The organism is Stenotrophomonas sp. WHRI 8082 (assembly GCF_040223995.2).
In the GTDB taxonomy this organism is placed as follows: domain Bacteria; phylum Pseudomonadota; class Gammaproteobacteria; order Xanthomonadales; family Xanthomonadaceae; genus Stenotrophomonas.
On the sequence record NZ_CP167826.1, the window covers coordinates 1,083,928 to 1,109,963 of the forward strand.

Consider the following 26,036-nt stretch of genomic DNA (forward strand, 5'->3'; position numbering starts at 1 on the left):
TCTGCGGCCCCTGCAACGGCATTGTCGTTCCGCAGGGGAATCCGGAGAGGTGTCCGAGCGGTTGAAGGAGCACGCCTGGAAAGTGTGTAAGCGTCTAAACCGCGCTTCGGGGGTTCGAATCCCCCTCTCTCCGCCAGACAAATGAAAAGGGCTGCCCATCGGGCGGCCCTTTTTATTTGTCCCGCGCTGCCACTTTGCGCGCACGGGCGGCCGCTGCGCTCGCCGACCATGGATCGGCGCTACCGATCAGGCACGATCGCGTGCGCGGCACCCGCGTTGCGTGGTGCCCGCTTTGGTAGTGCCGACTTCAGTCGGCAACGCTTTTGGCGCACGCGCACGGGCTGCCGCTGCGCTCGCCGACCCTGGGTCGGGACCACCCAGGGTCAGTCGCCGGCGGCGTACAGCAGGGCGATGTCACGGTGATGCGATGCGCACCCTGGACCTTCGCTCTTCACCACGGCCCGCTTGGGTTCGATGACCACCACACAGCCGTTGTTGAACTGATATTCGCGCTCACCTGCGGCATTGGTTTTCTGCTTGGGCACTTCGTCCATCGGTCGCTGTGCTGCAGGCGTGGCGGCGTGCGCGGGCTGATCTGCGTCCGGCGTCACGGACTCCGCTGGCGATGAAGCCGCGCCATTGTCTGGCGGTGCGCCCGCACCGCAGGCGCTCAGCGCCGACGCCACGGCCAGACCACCACACCAGATGACCAGGCGGGCGCCACCGCCGTGCACGGACGCAGTTGCAGAAGTTCGCATCGGGTACTCCTCGTCGATGAAGTTCGTGTTTCCACGGTAAGACCCACGGCATGTGCATCACGCGAACGCGAAGGCGTCGACGCACCATGGCACTGCTACGCTGGCTGCTCGCTCCCGCATCAACTGCCTGCCATGCCGACTGCCTCGCTCTTTCCGCCGCGCTTGTACCAGTTCTACATCGGCGGTACGGCCGGCCGCGCCAACATCGAGCTGCACGATGTGCAGTTCGCGGCAGTCGCCCGCGTGCAGGACGCCTATCCCGCGCTGCGCGAGGCATGGTTCGGCGACCCCTCCAGCCTGCATCTGGATGGCTACGTGGACATCACCTGGGCCGACGGATTCGACGTGCGCATGGCCGATGGCCCGGATCCGTCCGGCCTCACCCTCTTCTTCGTCAACATGGGCGGTTACCGCAAGGACACGCTGGCGGAGCTGCACGAGTTCGGCCTGTTTGTCGCAGCGGATGCCGCCGGCGCCAAGGCGAAGGCGCGCAGGCAGTTGCTGCAGGGCGCGGATCAACTGCACAAGGATGATCTGCGGGAGGTGGACAACTGCTTGGCGCTCAGCGATTTCAACGGCAGACAGGTGCACCTCACGCCCAATCCGTCTGGCACGGCACCGAAGCCGGAGTGGCAGGGCTACCGGCCCATCGGGCGACGATCCAGCATGGCATGAGGTGCCAGCGTTCCATCCATGCAGTTGCGCCCGGGCGAATACCTACGGATAGTAGGTTACTAATGGTAACTCACCACCAAGGATGTCCATGCATACCCTCATCGTAATCTCGCACCCCAATCCCGACTCCCTCACCCATGCCATCGCCGAGCGCGTGGCGGAAGGCATCGCCAGCGCAGACGCTTCAAACACCTTCGAAATCGCCGACCTGGCCGCCGAAGGATTCGATCCGGCCTTCTCGCCTGCCGACCTCGCCTATTTCGAGAAGCGCGCCCCGGCCCCGCCGGAGATCGCCCATGAGCACGCGCGCCTGGACCGGGCGGACAGGCTGGTGATCGTCTACCCGATCTACTGGTGGTCGTTCCCGGGTTTGCTGAAGGGCTGGATCGATCGCGTGTTCTCCAACGGCTGGGCCTACGAAGAGAACCCGGAAGGAAAGGTCATCAAGAAGCTGCAGCGATTGCAGGTGCATCTGGTAGCCAACGGCGGCGCGGACCAGGGCATGATCGATCGCCATGGCTACGCAACCGCCATGACGACCCAGATCGACCACGGCATCTTCGACTATTGTGGTGCCCCTGTTATCAGCTCCACCCGGCTGCTCGCGTCGGATCCCGGCTTTCCCGCTGCGCATCTGGATACCGCCTTCGACATTGGGCGCCGCATCGTTTCACCCAAGGATTGACGCATTGCCCAAGCACCCTGCCCCGTTGAATCCAGCACCCGCAGCACCTGCGCGCCAGCGCCTGCCACGCGGGCAGCGCACGCGGCAGCTGCTGGACGTTGCATGGGCGCTGATCAGCGACGAAGGCAGCGACGCCCTGTCGCTGGGGCGCCTGGCCGACGCTGCGGGCGTGACCAAGCCCGTGGCGTACGACCACTTCGGTACGCGGAACGGTCTGTTGGCGGCGCTGTACGAGGACTACGACGTGCGACAGACGATGGTCTTCGATGCAGCGGTCGATGCCGCGCGTGCGACGCTGCAGGACAAGGCCCGCGTGGTGGCAGACAGCTATGTCGCCTGCGTACTCACCCAAGGGCGCGAAATATCCGCCGTGGTGGCCGCGTTGGGCGGATCCGCGGAACTGCTGGAGGTGAAACGCCGGTACCAGCAGGCCTTCATCGAGAAGTGCGAAGGCATCTTCGCCCCCTTCGCTGGAAGGGATGGCGTGCCCTCTGCGGGCATGTGGGCCGTGCTCGGGGCGGCCGATACGCTGTCGCAGGCCGCGGTGGATGGCGACATCAGCGAGGCGCAGGCGAAAGACGAGCTGCGGTCGGTGATCCTGTCGGTGGTGAAGCGCAGCGCGTGATCGCACTACGCCTGTCGGGGTCAGATCCCTCTGGTTACGCGAAACGGACCTGACCCCGGCCTTGTCAGCTGCTCGACAGTTTCATCAGCACGAGCCCGCAGACGATCAGCACGGTGGCGCCGATGCGCATCGCGCTCACCTGCTCGCCCAGAAACACGATACCGATCACGAACGCACCGACAGCGCCGATGCCGGTCCAGATCGTGTACGCGGTACCCAGCGGCAACGTACGCATGGCCACGGCCAGCAACCAGAAGCTGGCGATCATGCCGACCAGGGTGATGAGCGTCGGGGTGAGCTTGCTGAAGCCTTCGGACTGTTTCATCGAAACGGCCCAGACGATTTCGAGAAGACCAGCGAACAGAAGATAGATCCAGGCCATGGCGGCCTCCTTTGCAGGGGCCAGGCCGTCCTGGACATTTCAACCCGGTGCGGGGGAGGCCGTTCCTCCGCCGATGATTCTAGCAACGGCAGGCAATTCGCGACGCCGCTGCATACTGAAGGGTTACAGGCGGTTCACTGCATTGTTCTGGCTAACGCGTAGGCGCATGCGCTAGAATGCGCGCCTGCCGTCGCTATGCGATGTGCAGCCAGGACCGGTGAGGTTCGGCGCACGGCGCCACTACTCCCGCTGTCCACGTCTCTATGGCGGCCCCGTCGGCCCCTCGCGACGCTAGATCGAAAATCCCGCCAGGGCCGGAAGGCAGCAACGGTATCGATCGACGCGGGCGCCGAGGTCAGCCGGCGGGGGCGCCACCTTTTTGGGCCACTGAAACGCGATGCCGTGCGGCTACCTGCCCTTGGTAGCGCCGAGCCACGCTCGGCGGGGACTGCACACGGAAACATTCCGCCGAGCGTGGCTCGGCGCTACCGATGCGCGCATCGCGCGACTCAGGACTACGCACGGAAAAACCGGTCGGGGTCAGGCGACCTGCATGGCGGTCGGGGTGGCCAGCGGCACGCACTCACCCGGCATCGCCACGCGATGGCCGCGCGCGCGCAACGCATCGCCATCCGCTGCGCTGGCGTAGTGATACAGCATCATCCGCGCCTGCTGTTCAGCGCTGTATTCGCGCTCGAGGTCATCCACGCCGGTGTGCGATGGGTTGCCGTGCAACCCGCAATCGTGGGCAATCAGTTCGTTGTCATCGGCAAAGCGCGCCAGCATTTCGGGAATGGGCCGCGTATCGCCACTCCAGGTCAGTGACCCTTTCAGCCGCAGGCCATAGGCGGTCTCCGGCCAGTGATGGCGTGCGGGGAATACCTCCAAGCGCACGCCCTCGTGCCAGAACGCATCGCCCACCACGATCAGCTGGAAGGCATCCCAGAAGTTGGCGCCGCCTTCGGCCAGCACGTTGGGGTAATCCCCAATGCGCCTGTGCAGCAGCGGCACCACCGGCGCGGGCACGTACAGCCGCACTTTGCCGCGACGCTGGGCGTTGAAGAAGGTATCCACGAACAAGCGCTCGAAGCCGGCCACGTGGTCCAGGTGCACATGCGTGACGAACAGCGCCTGCGGCAGGTGGCCGTAGTGTGCCTGGAACGCGGTCAGGCCTTCACCGCCGCAATCGATGGTCAGCCAGGGCTGTCCGTCGCGCTCGATCACCGACATCGGCGAACCGAGCTCCACCGCCGACGCATTGCCGACGCCCAGGAAACGCAGCGACCAGTCCATCAGGTGCCCCGGTTCCAGGCCAGGTCGTAGGCACGGCGCAGCCGCGCGAAGTCCTTTTCCACTTCATCGGTGCTGCGTTCGCCGCGCAGCTTCAGCAGCGAGCGCAGCAGGCGCTTGAGGTTGCGCTCCCGCCACGCGGTGGCCGGGATACGTTGCACGCAGCGGTCGAAGTCGATCAGCCAGCCATGGCCGTTGCCATCGAACAGGATGTTGTGGGCATTGAGGTCGGCATGGTCCAGCCCGGCGCGATGGAAACGGGCGATCAGCCGCCCGGTTTCTTCCCAGGGTGCGCCGCGGCCGGCGACCAGCGCGCGGTCGGCCAGCGAACGTACGCCCTCGATGCGCTCCATCAGGATCGCGCAGCGGTAACGCAGGCCTTCGCGCATGTAATACGCCGCGATGGGCCGGGGCACGGGCAGCTTGAGCTCGCGCAGTGCGCGCATCAGGCGGAATTCGGCAAAGCTGCGGGTGCGCTGGGAGCCACGCCACAGGTAACGGTCATGGCTCAGCTTGGCCACCAGCCCGCCGCGCCGGTAGTGCCGCAGCACACTGGCCCCGAAGGGCGCATCCACGAACCACGCGCTGCCGCGACCGCCCTCGCCTACCGGCCGCGCCCGCTCGCCCCAGTGCTGCGGCGAGAACAGGCTGGCGTCGGCTTGCCGCAGCCGTTCGCGGTCGAACAGAATGGCACCCATGCCGCGTCCTTCGCGGCAAGGCGTCATCGCTTCATTGGCGTCGAATGCGACCATTCCTTCGAGTCTAACAACACCATGGCATCAACGTCCTCTTCCCTGTGCCTTTTGCGTTTGTCCGCGCTGGGTGATGTGACCCACGTGGTGCCGCTGGTGCGGACCCTGCAGGCCGCGCGTCCGGGCACGCCGATCCATTGGGTGATCGACAAAATCGGGCTGAAACTGCTCGAAGGCCTGCCAGGCGTCACCTTCCATGCGTATGACAAGAAGACGGGGCTGGCCGGCATGAAGGCCCTGCGCGCGCAGCTGCCCGAGGGCCGATTCGAGGCGCTCCTGCAGATGCAGGTCGCTTTTCGCGCCAACGTGCTGTCGGCCTTCATTCCCGCCCGTCGCCGGATCGGCTATGACCGCAGCCGCTCCAAGGACCTGCATGGCCTGTTCATCAACGAGCGCATCCCGGACCGTCCGGGCATCCACGTACTGGATGCGATCGGCAGCTTCCGCGAGCCCCTGGGGATCAAGCAGACGGAGGTCAGCTGGGGAGACTTGGCGGTGCCGCCCGCGGCGCACGAATGGGCGCAGGCCCAGTGGCAGGATGACGGCCGCCCGGTGCTGATGATCTCGCCGTGCTCCAGCCATGAGCGCCGCAACTGGTATGCCGACCGCTATGCGGCCGTTGCCAACCATGCGGCGTCGCGCGGCTGGCGGGTGGTGCTGTGCGGTGGACGCAGCGAGTTGGAGCGCAACACCGCCGACGCCATCCAGGCGCAGTTGCAGCAGCCGGCGCTGGACCTGGTGGGTAAGGACACACTGAAACAACTGCCGGCCCTGCTGGCGCGGGCTGAGTTGGTGATGACCCCGGATTCGGGCCCCATGCACATCGCCAACGCCGTCGGCGCGAAAGTGCTGGGCCTGCACGCGGCCAGCAATCCGCACCGCAGCGGCCCGTATTCGGATCGCCGCTACTGCGTGGACCGCTATGACGATGCCGCGCGGAGGTTCCTCGGCAAGCCCGCAAGCGCGCTGAAATGGGGCACGAAGATCGAGTTCGATGACGTGATGCAACTGATCACGGTGGAGGACGGGATCGCCGCCTTCGAGCGCTACGTGGCAGACCGGCCATCCCGGTAGTAACGGCCGCTGGCCGTCAGGTTTTCCGGTTTGACGGCCAGCGGCCGTCACTACCGGGCGTACCGTGACGGGTCAGCTGGCGCGGTAATCCTTGTACGACTTCTCTTCCACGTACACCGAGCCCAGCGCCAGGTTGATGGCCTTCTTGATCCGCGCGCGTTCGTCGTTGCGCAGGTAGACGCTGCGCGCCAGCTCCACGAAGGTCGGACCGAAGTCGCCGGCTTTGTCCTGCAGGCGGATGGTGTCTTCGATGTCCCACAGCTCCTCGTTGACGGCCTTGAGGTCTGCGCGCAGCTGCGCAACGTCCTTGCCCCCTGCGGGATGGGACATCCAGGTGCTCTCCAGCGCGGAAAGCTCTGCACGCACGTTGGCCAGCTTGCCTTCGTCGCTGATGCGCTCGGACTTGATCTGCAGGATCGAGATCTTGTCGAGCAGCTCGCCGAAGGCGACGGGAACGAGGATTTCAGCAGTCATGGAGGCACTCTCTGGAAGCAGAGGGGGATGATAACGCGTGGTGCATGTGTCCCCGGTGGGCGGAAAAGAAAAGGGCCACCCGATGGGCAGCCCTTTTCTTTTTTATCTGGCGGAGAGGGGGGGATTCGAACCCCCGAGGCGCTATAAACGCCTGCCTGATTTCGAGTCAGGTACATTCAACCGCTCTGCCACCTCTCCGTTTCCCCGGCGTACCGGGGACGCGCATGATACGAGGATGCGCGGATATTCACAAGTCATCACGCGCAGGAAAGTGAAACTTCCCTGACTACCGCGCTTGTCGGATGTCCTGCCCGCCGCGATGATGGCGTACTGCCTGGTAGACCCCCCTTTCGCTGCCCCCCACTCATGATCGAATTCGGACACCTGACCCACCCTGGCCTGCGCCGTGCCCTCAACGAGGACACCTATTACGGTGATGGCGAACTGGCGCTGTGGCTGGTGGCCGACGGCATGGGCGGCCATGCCTGTGGCGAGGTGGCCAGTGCCTTGGCGCGGGAAACCATCGTGCGCGAGATCCGCCGGGGGGCGCCGCTGGCCCAGGCCATCCGCACCGCCGATGAAGAGATCATCCGCGCGTCGCGTCGCCGCAACGACACGCTGCCCATGGGCACCACCGTGGTGGCTGCCCGCGTGCAGGGCAACCGCTACGAAGTGGCGTGGGTGGGCGACAGCCGTGCCTACCTGTGGCGAGACGGCCAGCTGGCGCAGCTGAGCCAGGACCACAGTGTGGTGCAGGAGATGATGACCCAGGGCAACCTGACGCCAGAACAGGCGCGGGCGCATCCGCATCGCAACGTAGTGACCCAGGCACTGGGTGTGACCGACCCGGCGCATCTGAATGTGGCGACCACGGCCGGGGAGCTGCGGCCGGGCATGCAGCTGCTGCTGTGCAGTGACGGTCTCACCGAAGAGCTGGATGACAGCGGCATCGCGCGCACGCTGGCCTTCGACGATGCGAGCGCGCAGGAGTGCGTGGATACGCTGGTGGCGGCGGCGCTGGACGGCGGCGGATCGGACAACATCACCGTCGTGCTGGTGCGCTGCCACTGAGCAACCGCCAGCCCAGGCAGCGCTGCCTTGTTGCCTGGTAGAGCCGACTTCAGTCGGCTGGGCCTGAAAGCAGCCGGCTGAAGCCGGCTCTACCGTCCGGGCGCTTTCAGGCGACGGCGGCTTCTTCGATCTTCGGGCCGTCCCAGATGGCGTGGCCGGCTTTCTTGCGCAGGCGCTCCAGGCGGGCGGCATGGGCCTCCAGTTCCGAGGCGGTGGCCTGCACGCGCGGGCGCGGCAGCAGCTTGGCCGGGTCGAAGCCCTGCATGGTGGCCACGCGCTTGGCGCCGTCTTCGTCCATGTCAAAGCCAAGATCATCCTGGCCCGAGGTCAGCGCGATGTAGACCTCGCCAAGGATCTGCGCATCGAGCAGCGCGCCGTGCAGCTGGCGGTGCGCGTTGTCCACGCCCAGGCGCTTGCACAGCGCGTCCAGCGAATTGCGCTGGCCAGGGAAGCGCTCGCGCGCCAGGGCCAAGGTATCGACCACGGTGCAGCGGTCGGTGATCTTGCCGAACTGGGGTCCCAGGCGGGACAGTTCGTTGTCGAGGAAGCCCACGTCGAACGCGGCGTTGTGGATGATCAGCTCGGCGCCGTCGATGAAGGCCAGGAAGGCCTCGGCCACCTGGGCGAAATCCGGCTTGTCGGCCAGGAAATCCAGGGTAAGCCCGGTGACTTCCTGCGCGCCGGGCTCGAAGTCCACGTCCGGTTTCAGGTACTGGTGGTAGTGGTTGCCACTGGGCCGGCGCTTGAACAGCTCCACGCAGCCGATTTCGACGACGCGGTTGCCCTTCTGCCAGGCAAGACCGGTGGTTTCGGTATCAAGGATGATCTGACGCATGGGCTCAGTTTACCGCCTTGCCGGTTGCGCGCACCTGGGTGGCCGCCTCGCGCGCGAGCACGTCCACGCGCTCGTTGTCGGGGTCACCGGAATGTCCCTTCACCCAGCGCCAGTCGATCTGGTGGCGCAGCGTGGCCGCGTGCAGGCGCTCCCATAGCTCGCGGTTCTTCACCGGCGAGCCACCCGCAGTCTTCCAGTTCTTGCGGATCCAGCCCGGCATCCACTCGGTCAGGCCTTGGCGCACGTACTGCGAATCGGTGTACAGCACGATCTGGCAGGGTTCGCTCAGCGCCTCCAGGCCGGAGATGGCCGCCATCAGCTCCATGCGGTTGTTGGTGGTATCCGGCTCGCCGCCGCTCAGTTCGCGCTCATGCGTCTTGTAACGCAGCAAGGCTGCCCAGCCGCCCGGGCCGGGGTTACCGAGGCACGAGCCGTCGGTGTGTACTTCAATGGTCTTCATTCGGTTCCAGAATCGATCGGGTCATGCCGGGCGTAGCCATCGGGCCGGCCCAGCGTACCTTCAGGGGCGTCGGCCCCGGCAAGGCAAAGGTGCGTTTTTCCGCACTGAACAGACAGGCCGCTCGCAGCGGCGCCAGGCTGCCGGAGCGCGCGCTGCCGGCGGGCCACATCGGGCCGATGTAACGGGTGTCGCCACATGCCAGTCCCACCCGGTCGATCAGCTGCCGCAGGCGCTGCGGCGTGCGCACCACCATCCCGTGACGGCGCCACTGGGTGCGGTAGGGGCTGAACGGGTTGAGGCTGCTCAGGAAGAGCCGGCCGCCCGGCATCAACACACGCTCGCACTCGGCCAGCAGTTGGGCCGCATTACTGGCCGTCACATGCTGCAGGACGATGGTGTACACGCTCTCGTTGGGCAGCGGCAGCGGCAACGCGCAGCGCGCTTCACCTGCGTAACCTCCGCCTTCCGGGTGCAGGCGCAACCCACGCCCGGTCAGGGCCGCCCCCTCCAGCCACCGCGGGCTGGGGGCAACCCACAACCAAGGCTGGCTGGGCCGGCTGGCGAGCTGCGGCAACAGCAGCTGTTGTTCCAGTTCATAGAGAAGCTGCGCAGGTTCACTGTCGAACCACGAGGCGGGCGTTGCTTGACGGAGACTCGGCAGGACGGGCATGGTCCGATTCTATGCGACTCATGACCCTGCCCGCATTCGCGGACAACTACATCTGGTGCCTGGTCGGCGATGACGGCACCGCCGTGGTCGTCGATCCCGGCGATGCCGGCCCTGTGCTGGCGGCAGCCGACGATGGGCTGCACCCGCAGGCCATCCTGCTCACCCATCATCACGATGACCACATCGGGGGTGTGGCCGCGCTGCAGGCCAGATTTCCCGGTATCCGGGTAATCGCGCCAGAGGAATCGCGCATTCCGCTGGCTACCGAGCGCGTGGCCGATGGTGAACACGTTCAGGCAGCGGGGCGGATGTTCCACGTAGTATCCGTGCCCGGGCACACTCTCAGCCATGTCGCGTTTCACACTGATGAACATCTTTTCAGTGGCGATGCCTTGTTCAGCCTGGGCTGTGGGCGCCTGTTCGAAGGTACGCCATCCCAATTGCTCGGTTCCCTGAGCAGGTTGGCGTCCCTGCCGTCGCAGCTGCTCCTGTGCTGCGGCCACGAATACACCGTGTCAAATGCCGTCTTCGCGCGGCATGTCGACCCCGCCAACGTTGCCCTGCGGCAACGCCAAGAGGAGGCCCTGGCCATGCGCCGCGATGATCGCCCTACCCTGCCGGTTTCCCTGGCAACAGAAATACAGTGCAACCCGTTCCTGCGTACCCACACCGCGCCCGTACGCGCTGCGGTGGCGGCTTTCCTGGGGCGGGAGGTCAACGACGATGTCGACGTAATGGCCGGACTTCGGCACTGGAAAGACGGCTTTCGCGCATGATGCGCCGAAGTCTACCGCTAGCCCTGGGGATTCTGCTGGGGCTGGCCGCGACCGCAAACGCGCAGTCACTCGGTGCTGGCATCAGCCAGAACATGGCCGGTCTCGGCGCCCTTCCGCTGGATCCTGCGACGTTGCCGCCGCCCAGCGTGCGCAATGGCCAGGACATCTTCGCCAGCTTCCGCGAGGGCCTGGCTGAGCCGACCTGCGACGCCGAGGCGACCAGCCCGCGCTGGCAGAAGCAATTCGCCCATGCGCCTGCGCGGCTGGCGAACCAGAACGACGATGCGCTGGTGCTGTTCGGCTACGTGGTGGAAGAGCTGCGCAAAGCCAGCCTGCCCACCGAGTTCGCGCTGATCCCGTTCGTGGAAAGCGGCTACCGACCCAATGCGCGCAGCGGCGCTGGCCCCGCGGGGCTGTGGCAGTTCATCGCCAGCACCGCCCGCAACCATCGGGTTCCGATGAGCGAGGGCTACGATGGCCGCCTGTCGGCGGTTGATTCCACCCAGGCGGCCGTGCGCTATCTCAAGACGCTGCACGGCATGTTCGGCGGCGACTGGCGCTTGGCCACGATGGCCTATAACGCCGGCGAATACCGGGTGCTGCAGGGCCTGCGCAAGGCCGGCATGAACTCCACCAACGCCGTGCCGGCCGATCTGCCTGGCATGTCACCGATCACCCATGCGTATGTGGAGAAGCTGCATGCGCTGGCCTGCGTCCTGGAGAATGCCGAGGAGCAGCCGGCGGTGATGGCGTCGCTGGACCGGACGGTGCCCGTATTGAAAAGCCACACCCTGCCGGCCGGCACCAGCGTGCAGCAGTGGGCCGCTCAGCGTGCGCTGGACCCGGCACGCATCGCGCGGCTGAATCCCGCAGCGGATGGCCGTGGGCGCCCGCAGAATGCGCCGGTGCGCCTGTTGGCGCCGGTAAGCGCGCCGGAGACGGCGTCGGTGGCGGCGATTGCTTCGACGGGCAGCGTGACCGACCAGACCGCAACTGCTGCTGTGGCGGCCGTGTCGCCCGCACCGGTGGTGGCACGCACGGTGGCCAGTGCCGCCGATCGGCCACGCACCCGCCGTCACACGGTGCGCAACGGTGAGTCCGCATGGACCATCGCGCGCCGCTACGGCATGCCGGTGAAGGCACTGCTGAGCTTGAACGGATTGAGCGGCCAGAGCGTGTTGAAGCCTGGCGCACAGCTGCGCGTCGAAGACTGAAGGTCGCCGCGATTCTTTGGTAGCGCCGAGCCACGCTCGGCGGAATGGATCCCTGTGCAGGGTCCCGCCGAGCGCATAGCCGACTCCCTGGTAGCGCCGAGCCGTGCTCGGCGGAATGTATCCGTGTGCAGGCACCCGCCGAGCGTGGCTCGGCGCTACCGGATCGCTCCGTGTGCAAGCCTCCGCCGAGCGTGGGTCGGCGTTTCCGGATCGTTGCGTGTGCCGGGCGTGGCGCGGCGACAGGATGCGCGGGCACACAAAAAAAGGCCCGGCGTTGCCGGGCCTTTTCATTGCGATGTCGCCCGTCCCGTTACAGGTTGGCTTCGGTGGTCTGCACCAGGAAGCGCTTGCGGGTGGACTTGATGAACGCATCCGCTGCGGCCATGCCATCGAGCTGGCTCAGCTGCTGCTTGAGCTGCTGGCGCTGCTCGGCCGTCACGTCCTTCAGGTCGCCGGGGGTCACCTTGGTCACCGCGAACACCACGGCGCGGCCCTGCACGTCGATCTTGCCGTAGCTCGGCTTGCCTTCGGCCGGCAGCGCGGCGCTGAACACCGCACGGTTGATCTCGGGCGTGGGCACCGGCTGGGTGCGCGGCAGGCCGGGCATCGGGCTGACCTGCAGCTTTTCACTCTCTGCCAGGCCCTGCAGGGTCTGACCGCCCTTCAGCTTGGCCAGCAGCGCATCGGCTGCCTTTTCTGCCGCCTGGCGGGTGCGGTCTGCGCGGATCGCGGCGGTCACCTGCTCACGCGCCTTGTCCAGCGGGATCGCCTGCTCCGGGGTGTGCTCTGACACGCGGATCACCACGCTGTGGTTGCCGCTCTCGTCCAGCGCAATGGGGTCGCTCGCGGTACCGTCCTGTACCAGGACGTCCGAGAACGCGGCACGCAGTACGGCCGGATTGGCGGCAATGCCGCTCGCGTCCTGGCGGGTGAACGGGCCCACGGTCTGCAGCGGCAGACCCACGGTCTTCGCCGCCGACGCCAGATCGCTCGGGCTCTTGTTGGTGGCATCGACCACGCGGCCGGCCAGCTCGGTGTAACCGCGCTCGCCGTCGGCCTTGATCTGCTCGGCCAGCAACTGGTCGCGCACTTCCTCGAACGGCTTGCCTTCGCCACCGCGCACTTCGCGCACCTGAATCACGTGATAACCGAAGTCGGTCTTCACCGGGCCGATGATGTCGCCGGCCTTCGCCGCGAACACCGCATCTTCGAACGGCTTCACCATCGCGCCGCGATCCACCCAGCCCAGATCACCGCCCTGCTCCTTGGAGCCGGTGTCATCGGAGTTGGCCTTGGCAAGCGCCGCGAAGTCCGCACCCGCTGCCTTGGCCTCGGTCGCCAGCTTGGCCGCCTTGGCTTCGGCACCGTCGGCGGTGCTGATCAGGATGTGCGAGGTCAGACGCTGTTCGGGTGTGGCGAAGCGCGCCTTCTCATCGTTGTAGCGCTTGCGCAGGCTGGCCTCATCGGGCGCTGCCGGCGGCGGCAACGTGGCCCCGTTGATCTCCACGTACTCCAGCTTGACCGACTCGGCCTGGCGGAAATCCTTGGTATGCGTGTCGTACCACTGCTTGATCTGCGCATCGGTGACCGGTGCGGTGTCGGCCGGCTGCTCTGGCAGCATGGCGATCTCCACGTCACGCGTCTCGCCCAGCAGCTTCAGCAGACGCTCGGTCTCTGCTTCGGTGACGAAGCCCGAGTTCTGCAGCGCGCTCGGAATGATCGACTGCTGCAGGCTGGTGCGCACCAGCTGCTCGAACATCGCCGGCGTGCGCGGCGGGTTGCCGCTGGCCAGGGCGATGCGGTACTGGTCGCCATTGAACTTGCCATCGGCGCCCAGGAAGGCCGGGATCGTTGCGATGTACTCGCGCACGGCCACGTCACCGATCACCACGCCAGCCTGCTCACCCGCCAGACGGACGACTTGTTCGTCGACCAGCTGGTCGAGCACGGCGAGCTTGTTCTCCACGCTTTCGAACGCACGCGGATCGAAATCATCCCCCTGCTGCTGGCGCACACGGGCACGCTCTTGTTCAAAGCGTTCGCGGAATTCCTGCGAGGTGATTTCGTTGTGCTTCCAGAACAGGCGGGCCGGCCACCAGGACGGAGCGGATGACCACCAGGATGGCGGCGCGGATACCTTGGCCACGTTCTGTGCGCCGACACCACCCAGATAGCTGGAGTCGATGACGAACAGGAACGGGATCATCAGCAGCCCCAGGATCACGGTGACGATCCAGCCCGAGGTCTTGTCGCGAAGTTTCTGCAGCATGGGAAAAATCATGGCCTGAGTGGCGAGCCGGGCAGTGTAACCCGCTTCAGGGCAGGCTCCAAAAGAGGCGCGCACACGGCATGGGGCCAGATCCGTCATGTCGGGCGAAAGGGATCGGCTCCCATCGCAAAAAGCATAAAAAAAGCCCCTGGCTTTCACCAGGGGCTTTCCATTCGTGGCGGAGCGGACGGGACTCGAACCCGCGACCTCCGGCGTGACAGGCCAGCATTCTAACCAGCTGAACTACCGCTCCGCGTTGAAACTTTGCAGGCGCTCATTCTATCCGAAGATAATCTGATTGCCCAGCCCGATGAACACTTTTTTCAGAAGTTTTTCACAAGGCCTTACTTCGATGCAGTGGCGGAGCGGACGGGACTCGAACCCGCGACCTCCGGCGTGACAGGCCAGCATTCTAACCAGCTGAACTACCGCTCCATACTGCAAAACCGTGTTTCCGCATCGGCCAGGCCGGTGAGAAAACAAAGCCCCCAGGATGAACCCGGAGGCCTCGTTGAAACTGGCGGAGCGGACGGGACTCGAACCCGCGACCTCCGGCGTGACAGGCCAGCATTCTAACCAGCTGAACTACCGCTCCACATTTCAAACTTTTACTGCGGTGCTGTGGTGGGTGCTGAGGGTTTCGAACCCCCGACCCTCTCCGTGTAAAGGAGACGCTCTACCACTGAGCTAAGCACCCCAGCGAGCCGCTTAGTTTACAGCATCCTTCAGGGCCTTACCAGCCTTGAACGACGGATTCTTCGAAGCCGCGATGGCGATGGTGTCGCCGGTCTTCGGGTTGCGGCCGGTGCGCGCAGCGCGGTCACGGACCTGGAAGGTGCCAAAGCCGACCAGCGTCACAGCATCACCGCTCTTCAGTGCCTTGGTGACGGCAGCAACGACGGCGTCGACGGCGCGGGCGGACTCGGCCTTGGTCAGGTCGGCGGTCTCGGCAACGGCGTCGATCAATTCGGTCTTGTTCATTCTCTACAACTCCTTATGCGGGGGTCCGCGGATTAGCCAGGGAAGCCAACGTTCGATGCAACTGGAACGCGGGCGTTGGATCGGTTCGCTCAATTCGGTCAAGCTGATTCGCGAGTGTTGCTTTTATACCAGTGGCCCTACACCCACGCAAGCCGAAACCCAGCAATGACGCGGGTTTCGGCCGATTACAATGCACCAATCAGTGCTTGACTCGCGTGGTGGAAGCTGTCTTGCCCTTGCTGCGAACCGTGACACGCTGCGCGGTCTTGCGTGCCTTCTTCGGTGCGAGAGGACGCGCCAGCGCCAGCTCCAGCACTTCCTCGATGTACTTCACCGGGATGATCTTGATGTCGCGGGTCACGTTGGCCGGGATATCCGCCAGGTCTTTGCGATTCTCTTCCGGGATGATGACCGTCCGGATGCCACCGCGCAGCGCGGCCAGCAGCTTCTCTTTCAGCCCACCGATCGCAGTGACACGGCCACGCAGGGTGATTTCACCCGTCATCGCCACATCGGCGCGCACCGGCACCTTGGTCAGGATGGACACCAGCGAGGTCACCATCGCAGCGCCGGCACTGGGGCCATCCTTCGGCGTCGCGCCATCCGGCACGTGCACGTGGACGTCCTGCTTCTGCAGGAAGCCGGCATCGATGCCCAGCTGCACGGCACGCGAGCGCACCACCGACAACGCAGCCGATGCGGACTCCTTCATCACGTTGCCGAGCTGGCCGGTCAAGATCAACTGACCCTTGCCCGGGACCAGCGTGGATTCGATCTGCAGCAGATCACCGCCCACTTCCGTCCATGCCAGACCCGTCACCAGGCCGATCTCGTTCTCTTCTTCGGCACGGCCGAAGTCGAAGCGACGCACGCCCAGATAGGTATCCACGTTGCTGCCGTCGACGTTGACCAGCGCGGTCTTCTTCGACTTCTTGCCCTTGGCCAGCTTGGCCGGCTTCGGCATGCCGCCCGGACCGGCCAGCGCGATCTCCTTGACCACCTTGCGACAGATCTTGGCGATCTCGCGCTCAAGGCTGCGCACGCCGGATTCGCGCGTGTAGTAGCGCACGATGTCCTGGATGGCGGCTGCATCGATCTCCAGTTCCTCAGCCTTCAGGCCATTGGCCTTGATCTGCTTGGGCACCAGGTAGCGCATGGCGATGTTGAGCTTTTCTTCCTCGGTGTAGCCGGGGATGCGGATCACCTCCATGCGGTCCAGCAGCGGGCCCGGAATGTTCAGCGAATTGGAGGTCGCCACGAACATCACTTCGGACAGGTCCAGGTCCACTTCGAGGTAGTGGTCGTTGAACGCATTGTTCTGCTCGGGATCAAGCACTTCCAGCAGCGCGGACGACGGATCGCCGCGGAAATCCATCGACATCTTGTCGATCTCGTCGAGCACGAACAGCGGGTTCTTGCTGCCGCACTTGTTGAGGTTCTGCACGATGCGGCCCGGCATGGAGCCGACATAGGTGCGACGGTGGCCACGGATCTCGGCCTCGTCACGTACGCCACCCAGGCTCATGCGCACGAACTTGCGGTTGGTCGCCTTGGCGATGGACTGGCCGAGCGAGGTCTTGCCCACACCGGGCGGTCCCACCAGGCACAGGATGGGGCCGCGCATCTGCTTGACCCGCGACTGCACCGCCAGATACTCCAGGATGCGGTCCTTGACCTTCTCCAAGCCGTAATGGTCGGCATCGAGCGTGTCCTGCGCGGCCTTGAGGTCCTTGCGCACCTTGGTGCGCTTCTTCCACGGCACGCCCAGGATCCAATCCAGGTAGTTGCGCACCACGGCCGCTTCGGCGGACATCGGCGACATCTGCTTGAGCTTGGTCAGCTCGGCCTTGGCCTTGGTCTCCACCGGCTTGGGCATGCCGGCTTCGGCGATCTTGCGGGCCAGCTCTTCCAGCTCGCCCGGCGCATCATCCAGGTCACCCAGTTCTTTCTGGATGGCCTTCATCTGCTCGTTGAGGTAGTACTCGCGCTGGCTCTTTTCCATCTGCGACTTCACACGGCCGCGGATGCGCTTTTCCATCTGCTGCACGTCGATTTCGCCATCGACCAGACCAACCAGCATTTCCAGGCGCTCGCCCACCGGCAGCACTTCCAGCAGACGCTGCTTGTCGGCCAGGCGCACGCTGATGTGCGCGGCGATGGTGTCGGCCAGACGTGCCGGCTCTTCGATGCCCGCCAGCGTCTGCAGCAGCTCCGGCGGCAGCTTGCGGTTGGTCTTCACGTACTGCTCGAACAACGACATCAGCGAGCGTGCGATCGCTTCGATCTCACGTGCCTCGCGCGGGTCCTCGGCCTGGATCTCCACAGCCTGGCCCTGCAGCGCGCCGTCCAGCTCGCCCACGTGGCTGACCTGCACGCGCGACAACCCTTCGACCAGCACCTTGATGGTGCCGTCGGGCAGCTTCAGCAGCTGCAGCACCTGCGCCAGCGTGCCTACCTGGTACAGATCCGATTCCTGCGGATCGTCGGTCTCGGCCGACTTCTGCGCCAGCAGCAGGATGCGCTTGTCCGCTTCCATCGCCTTTTCCAGCGCGTGCATGGACTTGTCACGGCCGACGAACAGCGGGATGACCATGTGCGGGAACACCACCACGTCACGCAGCGGCAGTACCGGCAGGTCGAGAGTCTCAGTTGGGGAACGGGCCATGGGGGCTCCAGGAAGGGGGGAATGCCATCTCCGGTCCACACGGGGCCAGAGACAAAAAAGCCGATGGCCCCGTTATGGGGCCATCGGCGTGCGGATGCAAGATGCTCCGAAAAACAACTTTCAAATCAATCGATTGAAAGAATCACTCAGCGCCCGCTGCCTTCTGTTCAGGTGCAGGCGGCGTCTGATAGATCAGGTACGGCTCGGACTTGTGCTCGATCACCGACTCGTCCACCACCACCTTGGTCACGTTCTCCTGCGAAGGGAGTTCGTACATGGTGTCCAGCAGGACCGATTCGACGATGGTGCGCAGGCCGCGGGCACCGGTCTTGCGCTTGAGCGCCTTGCGGGCGATCGCTGCCAGTGCATCGGGGCGGAACTCCAGCTCGACGTTCTCCATCTCGAACAGCTTCTTGAACTGCTTGGTGATGGCGTTCTTCGGCTCGGTCAGGATGGTGATCAGCGCCGTCTCGTCCAGCTCTTCCAGGGTAGCAACCACCGGCAGGCGGCCGACGAACTCCGGAATGAGGCCGAACTTGATCAGATCTTCGGGCTCGACTTCAGCCAGCAGCTTGCCGATTTCCTGCTTGCGCTCGCTGCTCTTCACCTTCGCCCCGAAGCCGATGCCGCCCGCTTCGGTGGAACGCTGCTGGATCACCTTGTCCAGGCCGGCAAACGCGCCGCCACAGATGAACAGGATGTTCTTGGTGTCGACCTGCAGGAATTCCTGCTGCGGATGCTTGCGTCCACCCTGCGGCGGCACACTGGCCACGGTGCCTTCGATCAGCTTCAGCAGGGCCTGTTGCACGCCTTCGCCGGACACATCGCGGGTGATCGACGGGTTCTCGCTCTTACGCGAGATCTTGTCGATTTCATCGATATAGACGATGCCCTGCTGCGCCTTCTCGACGTCGTAGTCGCACTTCTGCAGCAGCTTCTGGATGATGTTCTCCACATCCTCGCCCACGTAACCGGCTTCGGTCAGCGTGGTGGCGTCGGCCATGGTGAACGGCACATTCAACAGCCGGGCCAGCGTTTCCGCCAGCAGCGTCTTGCCCGAACCGGTCGGGCCGACCAGCAGGATGTTCGACTTGGCCAGTTCGACCTCATCGTTCTTCTGCCGGCTCTCGATGCGCTTGTAGTGGTTGTACACGGCCACGGCAAGCGTGCGCTTGGCGCGCTTCTGGCCGATCACGTACTGGTCCAGGACCTCGAGGATCTCGCGCGGCTTGGGCAGCGAACTGCGGGCCGACTGCGCTTTCTCTTCGAGTTCTTCACGGATGATGTCGTTGCACAGCTCTACGCATTCATCGCAGATGAACACGCTCGGGCCGGCAATGAGCTTACGCACCTCGTGCTGGCTCTTGCCGCAGAACGAGCAGTAAAGAATCTTGCCGCTGTCCGTGGAACGACCTTGGCGGTCTTCGCTCATGCTTCGCTTACCCAGTTACCCCACCCGTGCGACGGGGGTTCAATTCGAGAATAACACAGGGTCGAGAGGGCACCAGCCCTGCCCGACCCTGCATGTCCAGTCGGAAAACCGACCGTTGCGCTGTAATCAACCAGCCTGGATCGAGTCTTCCGGACGACGTTCCAGCACCTGATCCACCAGACCGTACGCCGCTGCCTCGACCGCGCTCTTGAAGTTGTCGCGCTCGGTGTCGCGCGCGATGGTCTCCAGCGACTGGCCGGTGTGCTTGGCCAGGATCTCATTCAGGCGGGCGCGCAGGGTCAGGATTTCGCGGGCGTGGATGTCGATGTCCGTGGCCTGACCCTGGTAGCCGCCCAGCGGCTGATGGATCATCACACGCGAATTCGGCAGCGCATACCGCTTGCCCGGGGCGCCCGATGCAAGCAGCAAGGCCCCCATCGAGGCAGCCTGACCGACGCAGATGGTCGCCACATCCGGCTTGATGTACTGCATGGTGTCGTAGATCGCCATGCCGGCCGTTACCACGCCACCGGGCGAGTTGATGTAGATGCTGATGTCCTTTTCCGGGTTTTCCGCTTCCAGGAACAGCAGCTGCGCCACCACCACGTTGGCCATGTGATCGTCGATCGGGCCCACGAGGAAGATCAGGCGCTCTTTCAACAGGCGCGAGTAGATGTCATAGGCGCGCTCGCCGCGGGCGGTCTGCTCGACCACCATCGGAACCAGATTGAGGGCTTTGGTTCGGTTGTCCATATCGTGAGGCACCTGTGTTAGGGGGAACTACCCCGCGCCTTGCAGCGCGGGGCCTGGCTTGCGCAGAACTCAGCCGCGGATCGCGTCCTGGAAGGACAGCGTTTCCTCGGTGTGCTGGGCGCGCTCGGCGATCCAATCGATCACCTGCTCCTCCATCACGCGGTTCTGCAGACCCGACATGAGCTGGGGGTCGTTGCGGTACATCTCAATGACCTGCTCCGGCTCTTCGTAGGTCGAAGCGATCAGGCGCATGGTTTCATTCAGACGCTTCGGCTCCAGCTTCAGGTCGTTGATGCGGGCCACTTCGCCGACCAGCAGGCCGACCAGCACGCGCTTGCCAGCAGCGTCCTTGAAGTTTTCGTGCGCATCGGCCGGCACCTCGCCCGGATCGCGACCGCTGCGGCGGATCTGGTCCACCTGCTGGGCCAGCATGGCGCGGGCTTCGTTCTCGACCAGGCGCGGCGGCATTTCAACCGAGCTGTAGGCGGCGATCAGTTGCTCACCGACTTCGCGACGCAGGCGGTTCATCAGCGCGCCCTTGAGCTCGCGCTCCAGGTTGGCGCGGATGTCGCTGCGGAACTGCTCCACATCACCCGCCTTCACGCCGAAGCTCTTGATGAACGCATCGTCCACCACCGGCAGCGACTCTTCGGACACCTCGGTGACCTTCACGGTGACCTGCACGGTCTTGCCCGCCAGGGCCTCGACGCGCCAGTCAGCCGGGAAATCGACGTCCAGGGTCTTCTCTTCGCCCTTGGCCAGGCCGACCAGGCCCTTCTCGATGGCCTCGAACATCATGTTCTGGCCGATGATGATGGTGCCCTTCTCGGTGCCTTCGGCCGGCAGGCGCTCGTCGCCCGCCTGCGAGAAGGTCTCCAGCGCGACCAGGTCGCCTTCCTGTGCGCCACGGCTGACCGGGGCCCAGGTACGGCGCTGCTGGCGCAGGTTTTCGATCATCTGGTCGATGTCGGCATCGCCGATCTCGGCCACGTGGCGGACCACGCTCAGCTTGGTCACGTCGATTTCGCCGAACTCCGGCAGCAGCTCGACGGTGGCCACGAACGACAGTTCGCCCTGCTCACCCTTGTCGATGCGCGGGCTGCCGACGACCCGCAGGTCGTGCTCGCGGATGGCCGCGTCGAAGGTTTCGCGCAGCAGGCCGTCAACGGCTTCGCCACGGACCTGCGCGCCGAAGCGCTGCTCGATCACCTTGGCCGGCACCTTGCCCGGGCGGAAGCCCTTGATGCGGGTGGTGCGCGCGATTTCGCCCAGACGACCACTGACGTGGGTGTTCAGGCGATCTTCCGGCAGCGAGAAGCTCAGGCGGCGTTCCAGGTTGCCGGTGGATTCGATCGAAGCTTGCATGTTGACTCCTGCCACCGGTGGCCCTTCTGGCCCCCGGTTCGATGTGATGGACGAATACGGGTTGTTCGGACGCGGCGTTTGAAGGCGCTCGTCCGCCGCAGCCCTTTAGTTTGGACGATATCGGGCGGCACTGCCAGCGGGGGCCAGTCAGGGAGGCGGCCAGCCCTGACAGGCGCCGCGCCGGCCCCCGTGCGGGGCCAGCAGTACGGTGGTGCGAAAGGGGGGACTCGAACCCCCACGCCTTGCGGCACTGGAACCTAAATCCAGGGCGTCTACCAATTCCGCCACTTTCGCAATGTCCAGCCGGATATTGTCGCAGCCCGAGGGCCTTGTTGGGTAGAGCCTGTGCGGGCCCGGCTTTCCGCGACACGCCGGGGCCGGCACACCGGCGCCGTGCACGGCATGCTCTAGAATGGGCCAGTAGTCGCAGACCACATCCCGCCACCCCCACTTCTCCGTAGCCCTACCTGCCCGCCGAGGAGGCGAGCGTTCCCATGCAGCAGCTGGACGCATCATCGCTGGGCGAGGACATCCTCAAGGACATTGCGCAGATCGGCGCGATCGCCGCCGTGCCCCGCATCCTTGAAACCGTGGCGCATATCACCGGTTCGCGCTTCGCGGCCGTGGCCCGCGTCACCGACAGCAAGTGGATCGCCTGCGCGACGTACGACACGCTCGGTTTCGGCCTGGACGTCGGCGGGCAGCTGGTGCTGGAAACTACGATCTGCAACGAGATCCGCCAAGTGCCGCAGCCGGTGATCTTCGGGCACGCGAGCGCACATCCGCGTTTTTCCACGCACCACACCCCGCGCATGTACGGGCTGGAAAGCTACGTCTCGGTGCCTATCTACCGGCCGGACGGCAGCTTCTTCGGCACCTTGTGCGCCATCGACTCGGTGCCCGCCACCTTCGATGAGGCGCATGTGGTCCGGTCGCTGGAACTGTTCGCAGAGATGATCGGCAATTACCTGCACAACGAGCTGAAACTGCAGCAGGCCGTTGCCGATCTGTCCGCTGCGCAGGACATCGCCGGGCTGCGCGACCAGTTCATCGCCGTGCTCGGCCACGACCTGCGCAGCCCCCTGCAGGCGGCCAGTGTCGCCACCGAGCTGCTGGAGCTGGAACCCTTGTCCGAGCGCGCGCAACGGTTTCTCGCACGCATTCGCGGCAGCCTTGGGCGCATCGATGGTTTGGTGAACGACGTGCTGGATTTTGCCCGCGGCCGACTGGGCGGCGGCATTCCGGTCACGCTGTCGTCCAACGCCGATCTCGTCGCGCAGCTGATGCAGGTGGTGCAGGAAGTCGCAGCCGCCACCGGGCGTACCGACATCCAGACGAACATCGTGCTCGGCGGTCCGCTGCTGTGCGATGCCAACCGCCTGGCGCAACTACTGGCCAACCTGCTGACCAATGCGGCCCTGCACGGCGCCGCCGACGAACCCATCACGCTGAGCATCGATGCGGATGATGAGGAGTTCGTTCTGCAGGTTCACAACGGCGGGGTGATCGCCGCGGACAAGGTGGACAAGCTGTTTACCCCGTTCTCGCGAGAGATCGGGACGGAGCCGCGCCCCGGCCTTGGCCTGGGGCTGTACATCGCCGCAGAGATCGCCAAGGCGCACGGCGGAACGCTTTCGGTGAAGTCCGATGCCGAGCACGGCACCCGATTCACGTTCCAGATGCCGGCGCTGGCGCACGAGACGCTTGCCCTCCCCGCCTGACGACGGCCACTGAACGCCGCGCAAGAAAAAAGCCACCAGGATGACCTGGTGGCTTTCGTCTGGTGGGCCGTCAAGGATTCGAACCTTGGACCTATTGATTAAGAGTCAACTGCTCTACCAACTGAGCTAACGGCCCGAAAATCGGGAGGCGAATTATGACGCGTTCGCTACACAGCCTGCAAGTACTAATTTCGGTAGCCAAGAAAAAAGCCACCAAGCGAACTTGGTGGCTTCTGTCTGGTGGGCCGTCAAGGATTCGAACCTTGGACCTATTGATTAAGAGTCAACTGCTCTACCAACTGAGCTAACGGCCCGAAAAACTAGACGGATACTTTACCCTGCATCCCGTCTTACTGCAACGATCGACCTGCTTTCGGCAGGGACGATCCTGTAACAGTGGGGTGGCTGAGGGGATTCGAACCCCCGACCACCGGAATCACAATCCGGAACTCTAACCAACTGAGCTACAGCCACCACTGAAACGTTTGATCCGGTTGCGCTGATGCGTGCCACCGGACCAGAAACTCTGCTGCAGACTGTGCCCGAAAGCGACGAGTGCTGAAGCAAGTCCGCTATTTTTACGAAGTCGCCGGGGAATTGCAAGCTTTTCTTGATGGCAATTTACGCGTGCGCATCCCCGGTTGCAGGACGACCTCCAGGCGGCGTCAACCACGCCCACCGGCACTTGTCGCCATCCGCCCTTGGCTGCCGGTCATCGCCGGGCATCGACTGCGTTGACGCGCTTGTCCATGTCCCCGCCCGCCCGGCTACACGATCAAGGGCTCCCAAGGCTTCGCATCTCTTCCCCGCGCGTGCCCCGCCGGTGCTGTCAGCAGCAGAAATGACGTTCTAGCGTCTTGGCACCGTACATGGCTGGAGCATCGCCGTGGACCGTGTCAGCGTGGAACTTCCATGATCTGACTTAGCCACGCATGAACACGTTCCGTCCAATCCGCATTCGATCGCAGCACGCCCCTCCCCTGCCCCTGACTTCACGCTTCGACGCGCCTGCCCGGCGGTCACGGTCCGACCTGACGGAGGGCTTCCATGCAGCGGCCGCAGGCTGGTGGCTGACCCGCATGCTGATGCAATCGCGGGAACTGGACGGGCTGATATCCGACCTTCGCATCCAGCAGCGAATGCTCACCCTCGACAGATCCCGACCGCCACTGCGTCCTCCCTGCTGGCTTGAAGCCTCGCTGTCGCCGCGACTGATGCGGAGCGAATACGACGCGTTGATCCAGACACTGAGTGCCCGGCGCGCCGAGCTGGGGCGCACTTACCTGCCGCTGATGAACGCCTTGGCAAACGGCGGGCCGGTGCCGTCTGCGGTGACATCGATCATCGTCGCCTAGCGATTCGGCGTCGCGTGAGAAATGACGGCGAGCGAACGCGGCAGCAGCGACAGCGGCACATCGAGTGTCGTAGTCGCCACGGTGATGCCCTGCTGCTGCGCCAGAAAGACCAGTGCCGTGCCGACTTCGAACGAGACGGTTTTCTGGGTTCCGCGCTTGATGCGATGGATCGTCGACTGTGATGTGCCGCACGCGGCGGCGATGCGAGCCTCGCTCCACAAGGCGTTGCCTAACGCAACGGCGGCGTGGCGGGGGGAATGAATAACCATCAGGGGATGCTATTCGTTGGGGAATATCATTTTCAATACATAAACGAACTATCTCAATTACAGGGCCATCGAAACAATTCATATATGCATAAAGTGGCCATCAACCTTCGCCAACTGATGAAGGCCCACGGACTGAGCGAAAACGCCCTTGCGCGCCACGTGGAGGTGCCGCAACCCACCGTCCACCGCGTGCTGGCAGGAGGGGTTGCCGACCCACGGGACAAGACGCTGCGACCGCTGGCCACCTGGTTCGGCGTGTCCGTTGAACAGCTGCGCACCGATCTGCCGGAGATGGAAATCCCAAGCAAGGATGGCGGGCTGTATCGCATCCGGCCGGCCAAAGCCTCGCTGATGCTGCGCGACCGCGAACCGGATGTCGCGGTGATTGAAGTGGTCGGACGCGTCACAACCGAGGGCAATCGGCCTGCGGTGGAGCTGGCCGCTACGGGCAGGCATCACCCCTATCCTGCCGACTGGTTCACCCAGCAGAACGCCGCGCCGGTGAATGTGCGCGTGCTGTCGATATCCGGCGCAGCGATGACGCCGACGCTGTTCGAAGGCGATCAGATCGCGGTCAACCTGGCGGATACGCGCATCCATGACGGGCGCGTGCATCTGCTGATCAGCGGCGGCGGCGAACCGGAGCTGATGGTCCGGCGCCTGTTCAAGACCCCGGACGGCAAGGTGCGTGTGGTGTGCGACAACCCGGATGCGTCGCGCTATCCAGATGACCTGCTGGATGCGGAGGACTTGGAGAAAGTGGTGATCGTTGGACGCGTGATCGATCGCCGGGGCGCGGGCGGTCTGTGAGTGCATGGCCACTCCGGTGCCGTCGCGATCATGGCAATTGCTGCGGAGTGTGTGACCCCTTCGCGGCGTTGCGAGGTGCGCACAGGTGCCCGCCGCAGCAACCAGACGTGGGCACCTGCAGGCCCAGGTGGTGGGCTGTCATGACCAGTGCAGCACCGACTTCGTAGGTCACGGTCGCCTGCACGCCGCACTTGAAACGGTGCACGGTGGATTGCGAGCAGCCACAGGCGTGCGCAATGCGCGCTTCGGACCAGCGCGCGTGACTGAGCGCCAGGGTGGCGCACCGGGGACAGGAGAGCAGCATCTGCGGCGTCGGCGCGATGCCGGGGTGCCGCGCTGCGACGTCCATCAACGTGGACACGCGATCAAACGCATCGATCTTCGCTGGCATGATGACCTCGCATGGCATGAAGCCACCTGTACCGAGGCACGAGGTGGCGGGCGATGCGGGTTGCAGTACCGGCAAGAATGACCGAACAAACCGGCGGATCGAGAGACATCCCCGCGCATCGCCCGCCATGGAACTGGCAGGGTGATGCATTCTCCGCCGTGCCCGAGGGCGACAACAGAGCTTGATCGGCCATTCTGAAATCAGGACTGCAATCCCGGCTGATCGTTGCGGATCAGCACCGTTATCGTGGCAGTGGCGGCTCAGCGACATCCATCAGGGAAGTT

Annotated in this window: 26 protein-coding genes, 10 tRNA genes and 1 other RNA gene; 12 read left to right on the forward strand and 25 right to left on the reverse strand. The window is 64.8% G+C overall.

The window, feature by feature from the left end; genetic code table 11:
- The first annotated feature begins 43 nt into the window (after window positions 1-43).
- Window positions 44-136 (forward strand) — tRNA-Ser (locus ABRP17_RS04725).
- Between the two features lie 247 nt (window positions 137-383).
- Here ABRP17_RS04725 and ABRP17_RS04730 read toward each other — a convergent pair.
- On the reverse strand, window positions 384-758 hold the full coding sequence (locus tag ABRP17_RS04730) for a hypothetical protein (RefSeq protein ID WP_349984961.1): 375 nt from the start codon (window positions 756-758) through the stop codon (window positions 384-386).
- Window positions 759-890: 132 nt separating this feature from the next.
- Here ABRP17_RS04730 and ABRP17_RS04735 point away from each other — a divergent pair, with 132 nt between their 5' ends.
- From ABRP17_RS04735 to ABRP17_RS04745, 3 genes are all read left to right on the forward strand, one after another.
- Window positions 891-1,433: a DUF1543 domain-containing protein gene (locus tag ABRP17_RS04735; RefSeq protein ID WP_188324870.1), complete on the forward strand. Its 543-nt coding sequence runs from the start codon at window positions 891-893 to the stop codon at window positions 1,431-1,433.
- 88 nt (window positions 1,434-1,521) lie between these two features.
- Window positions 1,522-2,118, forward strand: a complete 597-nt coding sequence (locus ABRP17_RS04740; protein WP_188324871.1) for an NAD(P)H-dependent oxidoreductase — start codon at window positions 1,522-1,524, stop codon at window positions 2,116-2,118.
- A gap of 4 nt (window positions 2,119-2,122) precedes the next feature.
- Window positions 2,123-2,743: a TetR/AcrR family transcriptional regulator gene (locus ABRP17_RS04745; RefSeq protein ID WP_349984962.1), complete on the forward strand. Its 621-nt coding sequence runs from the start codon at window positions 2,123-2,125 to the stop codon at window positions 2,741-2,743.
- A 64-nt stretch (window positions 2,744-2,807) separates the two neighbouring features.
- On the opposite strand, the gene ABRP17_RS04750 is transcribed toward ABRP17_RS04745, so the two are convergent.
- The gene (locus ABRP17_RS04750) at window positions 2,808-3,125 is read right to left on the reverse strand and encodes a multidrug efflux SMR transporter (protein WP_349984963.1); all 318 of its coding nucleotides are present in this window, start codon (window positions 3,123-3,125) and stop codon (window positions 2,808-2,810) included.
- A gap of 272 nt (window positions 3,126-3,397) precedes the next feature.
- Here ABRP17_RS04750 and ffs point away from each other — a divergent pair.
- Window positions 3,398-3,494: signal recognition particle sRNA small type (gene ffs, locus ABRP17_RS04755), an RNA gene on the forward strand.
- Window positions 3,495-3,665: 171 nt separating this feature from the next.
- On the opposite strand, the gene ABRP17_RS04760 is transcribed toward ffs, so the two are convergent.
- Entirely contained in the window at window positions 3,666-4,418 is a 753-nt protein-coding gene (locus ABRP17_RS04760; protein WP_192080921.1) for an MBL fold metallo-hydrolase, read from the reverse strand.
- Window positions 4,418-5,167: a 3-deoxy-D-manno-octulosonic acid kinase gene (locus tag ABRP17_RS04765; protein ID WP_188324874.1), complete on the reverse strand. Its 750-nt coding sequence runs from the start codon at window positions 5,165-5,167 to the stop codon at window positions 4,418-4,420. Before ABRP17_RS04765 ends, ABRP17_RS04760 begins: the two co-directional genes overlap by 1 nt.
- Window positions 5,168-5,188: 21 nt before the next feature.
- On the opposite strand from ABRP17_RS04765, the gene ABRP17_RS04770 reads away from it, so the two are divergent.
- Window positions 5,189-6,241 carry a glycosyltransferase family 9 protein gene (locus ABRP17_RS04770; RefSeq protein WP_349984964.1) on the forward strand — a complete coding sequence of 351 codons (1,053 nt, stop codon included), beginning with the start codon at window positions 5,189-5,191 and terminating at the stop codon, window positions 6,239-6,241.
- 72 nt (window positions 6,242-6,313) lie between these two features.
- Here ABRP17_RS04770 and ABRP17_RS04775 read toward each other — a convergent pair whose 3' ends face one another.
- Both ABRP17_RS04775 and ABRP17_RS04780 read right to left on the reverse strand, forming a co-directional pair.
- Window positions 6,314-6,715 (reverse strand): DUF6165 family protein, encoded by a 402-nt coding sequence (locus tag ABRP17_RS04775; RefSeq protein ID WP_188324876.1) that lies wholly within the window; start codon window positions 6,713-6,715, stop codon window positions 6,314-6,316.
- A 107-nt stretch (window positions 6,716-6,822) separates the two neighbouring features.
- A tRNA-Ser gene (locus tag ABRP17_RS04780) sits at window positions 6,823-6,913 on the reverse strand.
- 168 nt (window positions 6,914-7,081) lie between these two features.
- Between ABRP17_RS04780 and ABRP17_RS04785 the strand changes: the two genes are divergently transcribed.
- Window positions 7,082-7,786, forward strand: coding sequence for a PP2C family serine/threonine-protein phosphatase (locus ABRP17_RS04785; RefSeq protein WP_188324877.1), 705 nt, complete (start codon window positions 7,082-7,084; stop codon window positions 7,784-7,786).
- Window positions 7,787-7,892: 106 nt separating this feature from the next.
- Here the strand turns inward: ABRP17_RS04785 and dnaQ are convergent, their stop codons facing one another.
- Genes dnaQ through ABRP17_RS04800 form a run of 3 tightly spaced genes read right to left on the reverse strand, consistent with a single transcriptional unit; the run spans window position 7,893 to window position 9,751 of the window.
- Window positions 7,893-8,621 (reverse strand): DNA polymerase III subunit epsilon, encoded by a 729-nt coding sequence (gene dnaQ, locus ABRP17_RS04790; protein WP_188324878.1) that lies wholly within the window; start codon window positions 8,619-8,621, stop codon window positions 7,893-7,895.
- A 4-nt stretch (window positions 8,622-8,625) separates the two neighbouring features.
- A complete protein-coding gene (rnhA, locus tag ABRP17_RS04795) occupies window positions 8,626-9,081 on the reverse strand; it encodes a ribonuclease HI (RefSeq protein ID WP_188324879.1) in 456 nt (151 codons plus the stop codon).
- Window positions 9,068-9,751, reverse strand: a complete 684-nt coding sequence (locus tag ABRP17_RS04800) for a hypothetical protein (protein WP_349984965.1) — start codon at window positions 9,749-9,751, stop codon at window positions 9,068-9,070. Before ABRP17_RS04800 ends, rnhA begins: the two co-directional genes overlap by 14 nt.
- A gap of 11 nt (window positions 9,752-9,762) precedes the next feature.
- Here ABRP17_RS04800 and gloB point away from each other — a divergent pair, with 11 nt between their 5' ends.
- Complete coding sequence (gene gloB, locus ABRP17_RS04805) at window positions 9,763-10,527, forward strand: hydroxyacylglutathione hydrolase (RefSeq protein ID WP_349984966.1); 765 nt, start codon at window positions 9,763-9,765, stop codon at window positions 10,525-10,527.
- A complete protein-coding gene (locus ABRP17_RS04810) occupies window positions 10,524-11,741 on the forward strand; it encodes a transglycosylase SLT domain-containing protein (protein ID WP_349984967.1) in 1,218 nt (405 codons plus the stop codon). The genes gloB and ABRP17_RS04810 overlap by 4 nt, the downstream gene beginning before the upstream one ends.
- 310 nt (window positions 11,742-12,051) lie before the next feature.
- On the opposite strand, the gene ABRP17_RS04815 is transcribed toward ABRP17_RS04810, so the two are convergent.
- From ABRP17_RS04815 to ABRP17_RS04865, 11 genes are all read right to left on the reverse strand, one after another.
- Window positions 12,052-14,010 (reverse strand): peptidyl-prolyl cis-trans isomerase, encoded by a 1,959-nt coding sequence (locus ABRP17_RS04815; RefSeq protein ID WP_349984968.1) that lies wholly within the window; start codon window positions 14,008-14,010, stop codon window positions 12,052-12,054.
- Window positions 14,011-14,186: 176 nt separating this feature from the next.
- Window positions 14,187-14,263: transfer RNA gene (locus ABRP17_RS04820), tRNA-Asp, on the reverse strand.
- Window positions 14,264-14,368: 105 nt separating this feature from the next.
- Window positions 14,369-14,445: transfer RNA gene (locus tag ABRP17_RS04825), tRNA-Asp, on the reverse strand.
- Between the two features lie 83 nt (window positions 14,446-14,528).
- A tRNA-Asp gene (locus ABRP17_RS04830) sits at window positions 14,529-14,605 on the reverse strand.
- A gap of 27 nt (window positions 14,606-14,632) precedes the next feature.
- Window positions 14,633-14,707: transfer RNA gene (locus ABRP17_RS04835), tRNA-Val, on the reverse strand.
- Window positions 14,708-14,718: 11 nt separating this feature from the next.
- The gene (locus tag ABRP17_RS04840) at window positions 14,719-14,991 is read right to left on the reverse strand and encodes an HU family DNA-binding protein (RefSeq protein ID WP_042613351.1); all 273 of its coding nucleotides are present in this window, start codon (window positions 14,989-14,991) and stop codon (window positions 14,719-14,721) included.
- A gap of 199 nt (window positions 14,992-15,190) precedes the next feature.
- Window positions 15,191-17,656 carry an endopeptidase La gene (lon, locus tag ABRP17_RS04845; protein ID WP_349984969.1) on the reverse strand — a complete coding sequence of 822 codons (2,466 nt, stop codon included), beginning with the start codon at window positions 17,654-17,656 and terminating at the stop codon, window positions 15,191-15,193.
- A 142-nt stretch (window positions 17,657-17,798) separates the two neighbouring features.
- Entirely contained in the window at window positions 17,799-19,088 is a 1,290-nt protein-coding gene (gene clpX / locus ABRP17_RS04850; protein ID WP_188324885.1) for an ATP-dependent Clp protease ATP-binding subunit ClpX, read from the reverse strand.
- A gap of 126 nt (window positions 19,089-19,214) precedes the next feature.
- Window positions 19,215-19,841: an ATP-dependent Clp endopeptidase proteolytic subunit ClpP gene (gene clpP, locus ABRP17_RS04855; protein WP_188324886.1), complete on the reverse strand. Its 627-nt coding sequence runs from the start codon at window positions 19,839-19,841 to the stop codon at window positions 19,215-19,217.
- 69 nt (window positions 19,842-19,910) lie between these two features.
- Window positions 19,911-21,206, reverse strand: a complete 1,296-nt coding sequence (tig, locus tag ABRP17_RS04860; protein WP_349984970.1) for a trigger factor — start codon at window positions 21,204-21,206, stop codon at window positions 19,911-19,913.
- A 209-nt stretch (window positions 21,207-21,415) separates the two neighbouring features.
- Window positions 21,416-21,500 (reverse strand) — tRNA-Leu (locus ABRP17_RS04865).
- 200 nt (window positions 21,501-21,700) lie between these two features.
- Between ABRP17_RS04865 and ABRP17_RS04870 the strand changes: the two genes are divergently transcribed.
- Window positions 21,701-22,927 (forward strand): GAF domain-containing sensor histidine kinase, encoded by a 1,227-nt coding sequence (locus ABRP17_RS04870; RefSeq protein WP_188324888.1) that lies wholly within the window; start codon window positions 21,701-21,703, stop codon window positions 22,925-22,927.
- Between the two features lie 60 nt (window positions 22,928-22,987).
- On the opposite strand, the gene ABRP17_RS04875 is transcribed toward ABRP17_RS04870, so the two are convergent.
- From ABRP17_RS04875 to ABRP17_RS04885, 3 genes are all read right to left on the reverse strand, one after another.
- Window positions 22,988-23,063 (reverse strand) — tRNA-Lys (locus ABRP17_RS04875).
- Window positions 23,064-23,165: 102 nt separating this feature from the next.
- Window positions 23,166-23,241: transfer RNA gene (locus tag ABRP17_RS04880), tRNA-Lys, on the reverse strand.
- Between the two features lie 83 nt (window positions 23,242-23,324).
- Window positions 23,325-23,401, reverse strand: a tRNA-His gene (locus ABRP17_RS04885).
- Window positions 23,402-23,859: 458 nt separating this feature from the next.
- On the opposite strand from ABRP17_RS04885, the gene ABRP17_RS04890 reads away from it, so the two are divergent.
- Complete coding sequence (locus ABRP17_RS04890) at window positions 23,860-24,282, forward strand: hypothetical protein (protein WP_188324889.1); 423 nt, start codon at window positions 23,860-23,862, stop codon at window positions 24,280-24,282.
- Here the strand turns inward: ABRP17_RS04890 and ABRP17_RS04895 are convergent.
- A complete protein-coding gene (locus ABRP17_RS04895) occupies window positions 24,279-24,551 on the reverse strand; it encodes a hypothetical protein (RefSeq protein WP_188324890.1) in 273 nt (90 codons plus the stop codon). The two genes, ABRP17_RS04890 and ABRP17_RS04895, sit on opposite strands and share 4 nt — an antisense overlap.
- Here ABRP17_RS04895 and ABRP17_RS04900 point away from each other — a divergent pair.
- The gene (locus ABRP17_RS04900; RefSeq protein WP_349984971.1) at window positions 24,540-25,361 is read left to right on the forward strand and encodes a LexA family transcriptional regulator; all 822 of its coding nucleotides are present in this window, start codon (window positions 24,540-24,542) and stop codon (window positions 25,359-25,361) included. The genes ABRP17_RS04895 and ABRP17_RS04900 overlap by 12 nt on opposite strands.
- Window positions 25,362-25,389: 28 nt before the next feature.
- On the opposite strand, the gene ABRP17_RS04905 is transcribed toward ABRP17_RS04900, so the two are convergent.
- Window positions 25,390-25,902 carry a helix-turn-helix domain-containing protein gene (locus tag ABRP17_RS04905; protein WP_349984972.1) on the reverse strand — a complete coding sequence of 171 codons (513 nt, stop codon included), beginning with the start codon at window positions 25,900-25,902 and terminating at the stop codon, window positions 25,390-25,392.
- Window positions 25,903-26,036: the final 134 nt, after the last annotated feature.

Bases quoted from the DNA above. Each gene is read 5' to 3' on its own strand.
- ABRP17_RS04730 (WP_349984961.1), bottom strand. From the start codon at position 758: ATGCGAACTTCTGCAACTGCGTCCGTGCACGGCGGTGGCGCCCGCCTG.
- ABRP17_RS04735 (WP_188324870.1), top strand. From the start codon at position 891: ATGCCGACTGCCTCGCTCTTTCCGCCGCGCTTGTACCAGTTCTACATC.
- ABRP17_RS04740 (WP_188324871.1), top strand. From the start codon at position 1,522: ATGCATACCCTCATCGTAATCTCGCACCCCAATCCCGACTCCCTCACC.
- ABRP17_RS04750 (WP_349984963.1), bottom strand. From the start codon at position 3,125: ATGGCCTGGATCTATCTTCTGTTCGCTGGTCTTCTCGAAATCGTCTGG.
- ABRP17_RS04760 (WP_192080921.1), bottom strand. From the start codon at position 4,418: ATGGACTGGTCGCTGCGTTTCCTGGGCGTCGGCAATGCGTCGGCGGTG.
- ABRP17_RS04765 (WP_188324874.1), bottom strand. From the start codon at position 5,167: ATGGTCGCATTCGACGCCAATGAAGCGATGACGCCTTGCCGCGAAGGA.
- ABRP17_RS04770 (WP_349984964.1), top strand. From the start codon at position 5,189: ATGGCATCAACGTCCTCTTCCCTGTGCCTTTTGCGTTTGTCCGCGCTG.
- ABRP17_RS04775 (WP_188324876.1), bottom strand. From the start codon at position 6,715: ATGACTGCTGAAATCCTCGTTCCCGTCGCCTTCGGCGAGCTGCTCGAC.
- ABRP17_RS04785 (WP_188324877.1), top strand. From the start codon at position 7,082: ATGATCGAATTCGGACACCTGACCCACCCTGGCCTGCGCCGTGCCCTC.
- dnaQ (WP_188324878.1), bottom strand. From the start codon at position 8,621: ATGCGTCAGATCATCCTTGATACCGAAACCACCGGTCTTGCCTGGCAG.
- rnhA (WP_188324879.1), bottom strand. From the start codon at position 9,081: ATGAAGACCATTGAAGTACACACCGACGGCTCGTGCCTCGGTAACCCC.
- ABRP17_RS04800 (WP_349984965.1), bottom strand. From the start codon at position 9,751: ATGCCCGTCCTGCCGAGTCTCCGTCAAGCAACGCCCGCCTCGTGGTTC.
- gloB (WP_349984966.1), top strand. From the start codon at position 9,763: ATGCGACTCATGACCCTGCCCGCATTCGCGGACAACTACATCTGGTGC.
- ABRP17_RS04810 (WP_349984967.1), top strand. From the start codon at position 10,524: ATGATGCGCCGAAGTCTACCGCTAGCCCTGGGGATTCTGCTGGGGCTG.
- ABRP17_RS04815 (WP_349984968.1), bottom strand. From the start codon at position 14,010: ATGCTGCAGAAACTTCGCGACAAGACCTCGGGCTGGATCGTCACCGTG.
- ABRP17_RS04840 (WP_042613351.1), bottom strand. From the start codon at position 14,991: ATGAACAAGACCGAATTGATCGACGCCGTTGCCGAGACCGCCGACCTG.
- lon (WP_349984969.1), bottom strand. From the start codon at position 17,656: ATGGCCCGTTCCCCAACTGAGACTCTCGACCTGCCGGTACTGCCGCTG.
- clpX (WP_188324885.1), bottom strand. From the start codon at position 19,088: ATGAGCGAAGACCGCCAAGGTCGTTCCACGGACAGCGGCAAGATTCTT.
- clpP (WP_188324886.1), bottom strand. From the start codon at position 19,841: ATGGACAACCGAACCAAAGCCCTCAATCTGGTTCCGATGGTGGTCGAG.
- tig (WP_349984970.1), bottom strand. From the start codon at position 21,206: ATGCAAGCTTCGATCGAATCCACCGGCAACCTGGAACGCCGCCTGAGC.
- ABRP17_RS04870 (WP_188324888.1), top strand. From the start codon at position 21,701: ATGCAGCAGCTGGACGCATCATCGCTGGGCGAGGACATCCTCAAGGAC.
- ABRP17_RS04890 (WP_188324889.1), top strand. From the start codon at position 23,860: ATGAACACGTTCCGTCCAATCCGCATTCGATCGCAGCACGCCCCTCCC.
- ABRP17_RS04900 (WP_349984971.1), top strand. From the start codon at position 24,540: ATGAATAACCATCAGGGGATGCTATTCGTTGGGGAATATCATTTTCAA.
- ABRP17_RS04895 (WP_188324890.1), bottom strand. From the start codon at position 24,551: ATGGTTATTCATTCCCCCCGCCACGCCGCCGTTGCGTTAGGCAACGCC.
- ABRP17_RS04905 (WP_349984972.1), bottom strand. From the start codon at position 25,902: ATGCATCACCCTGCCAGTTCCATGGCGGGCGATGCGCGGGGATGTCTC.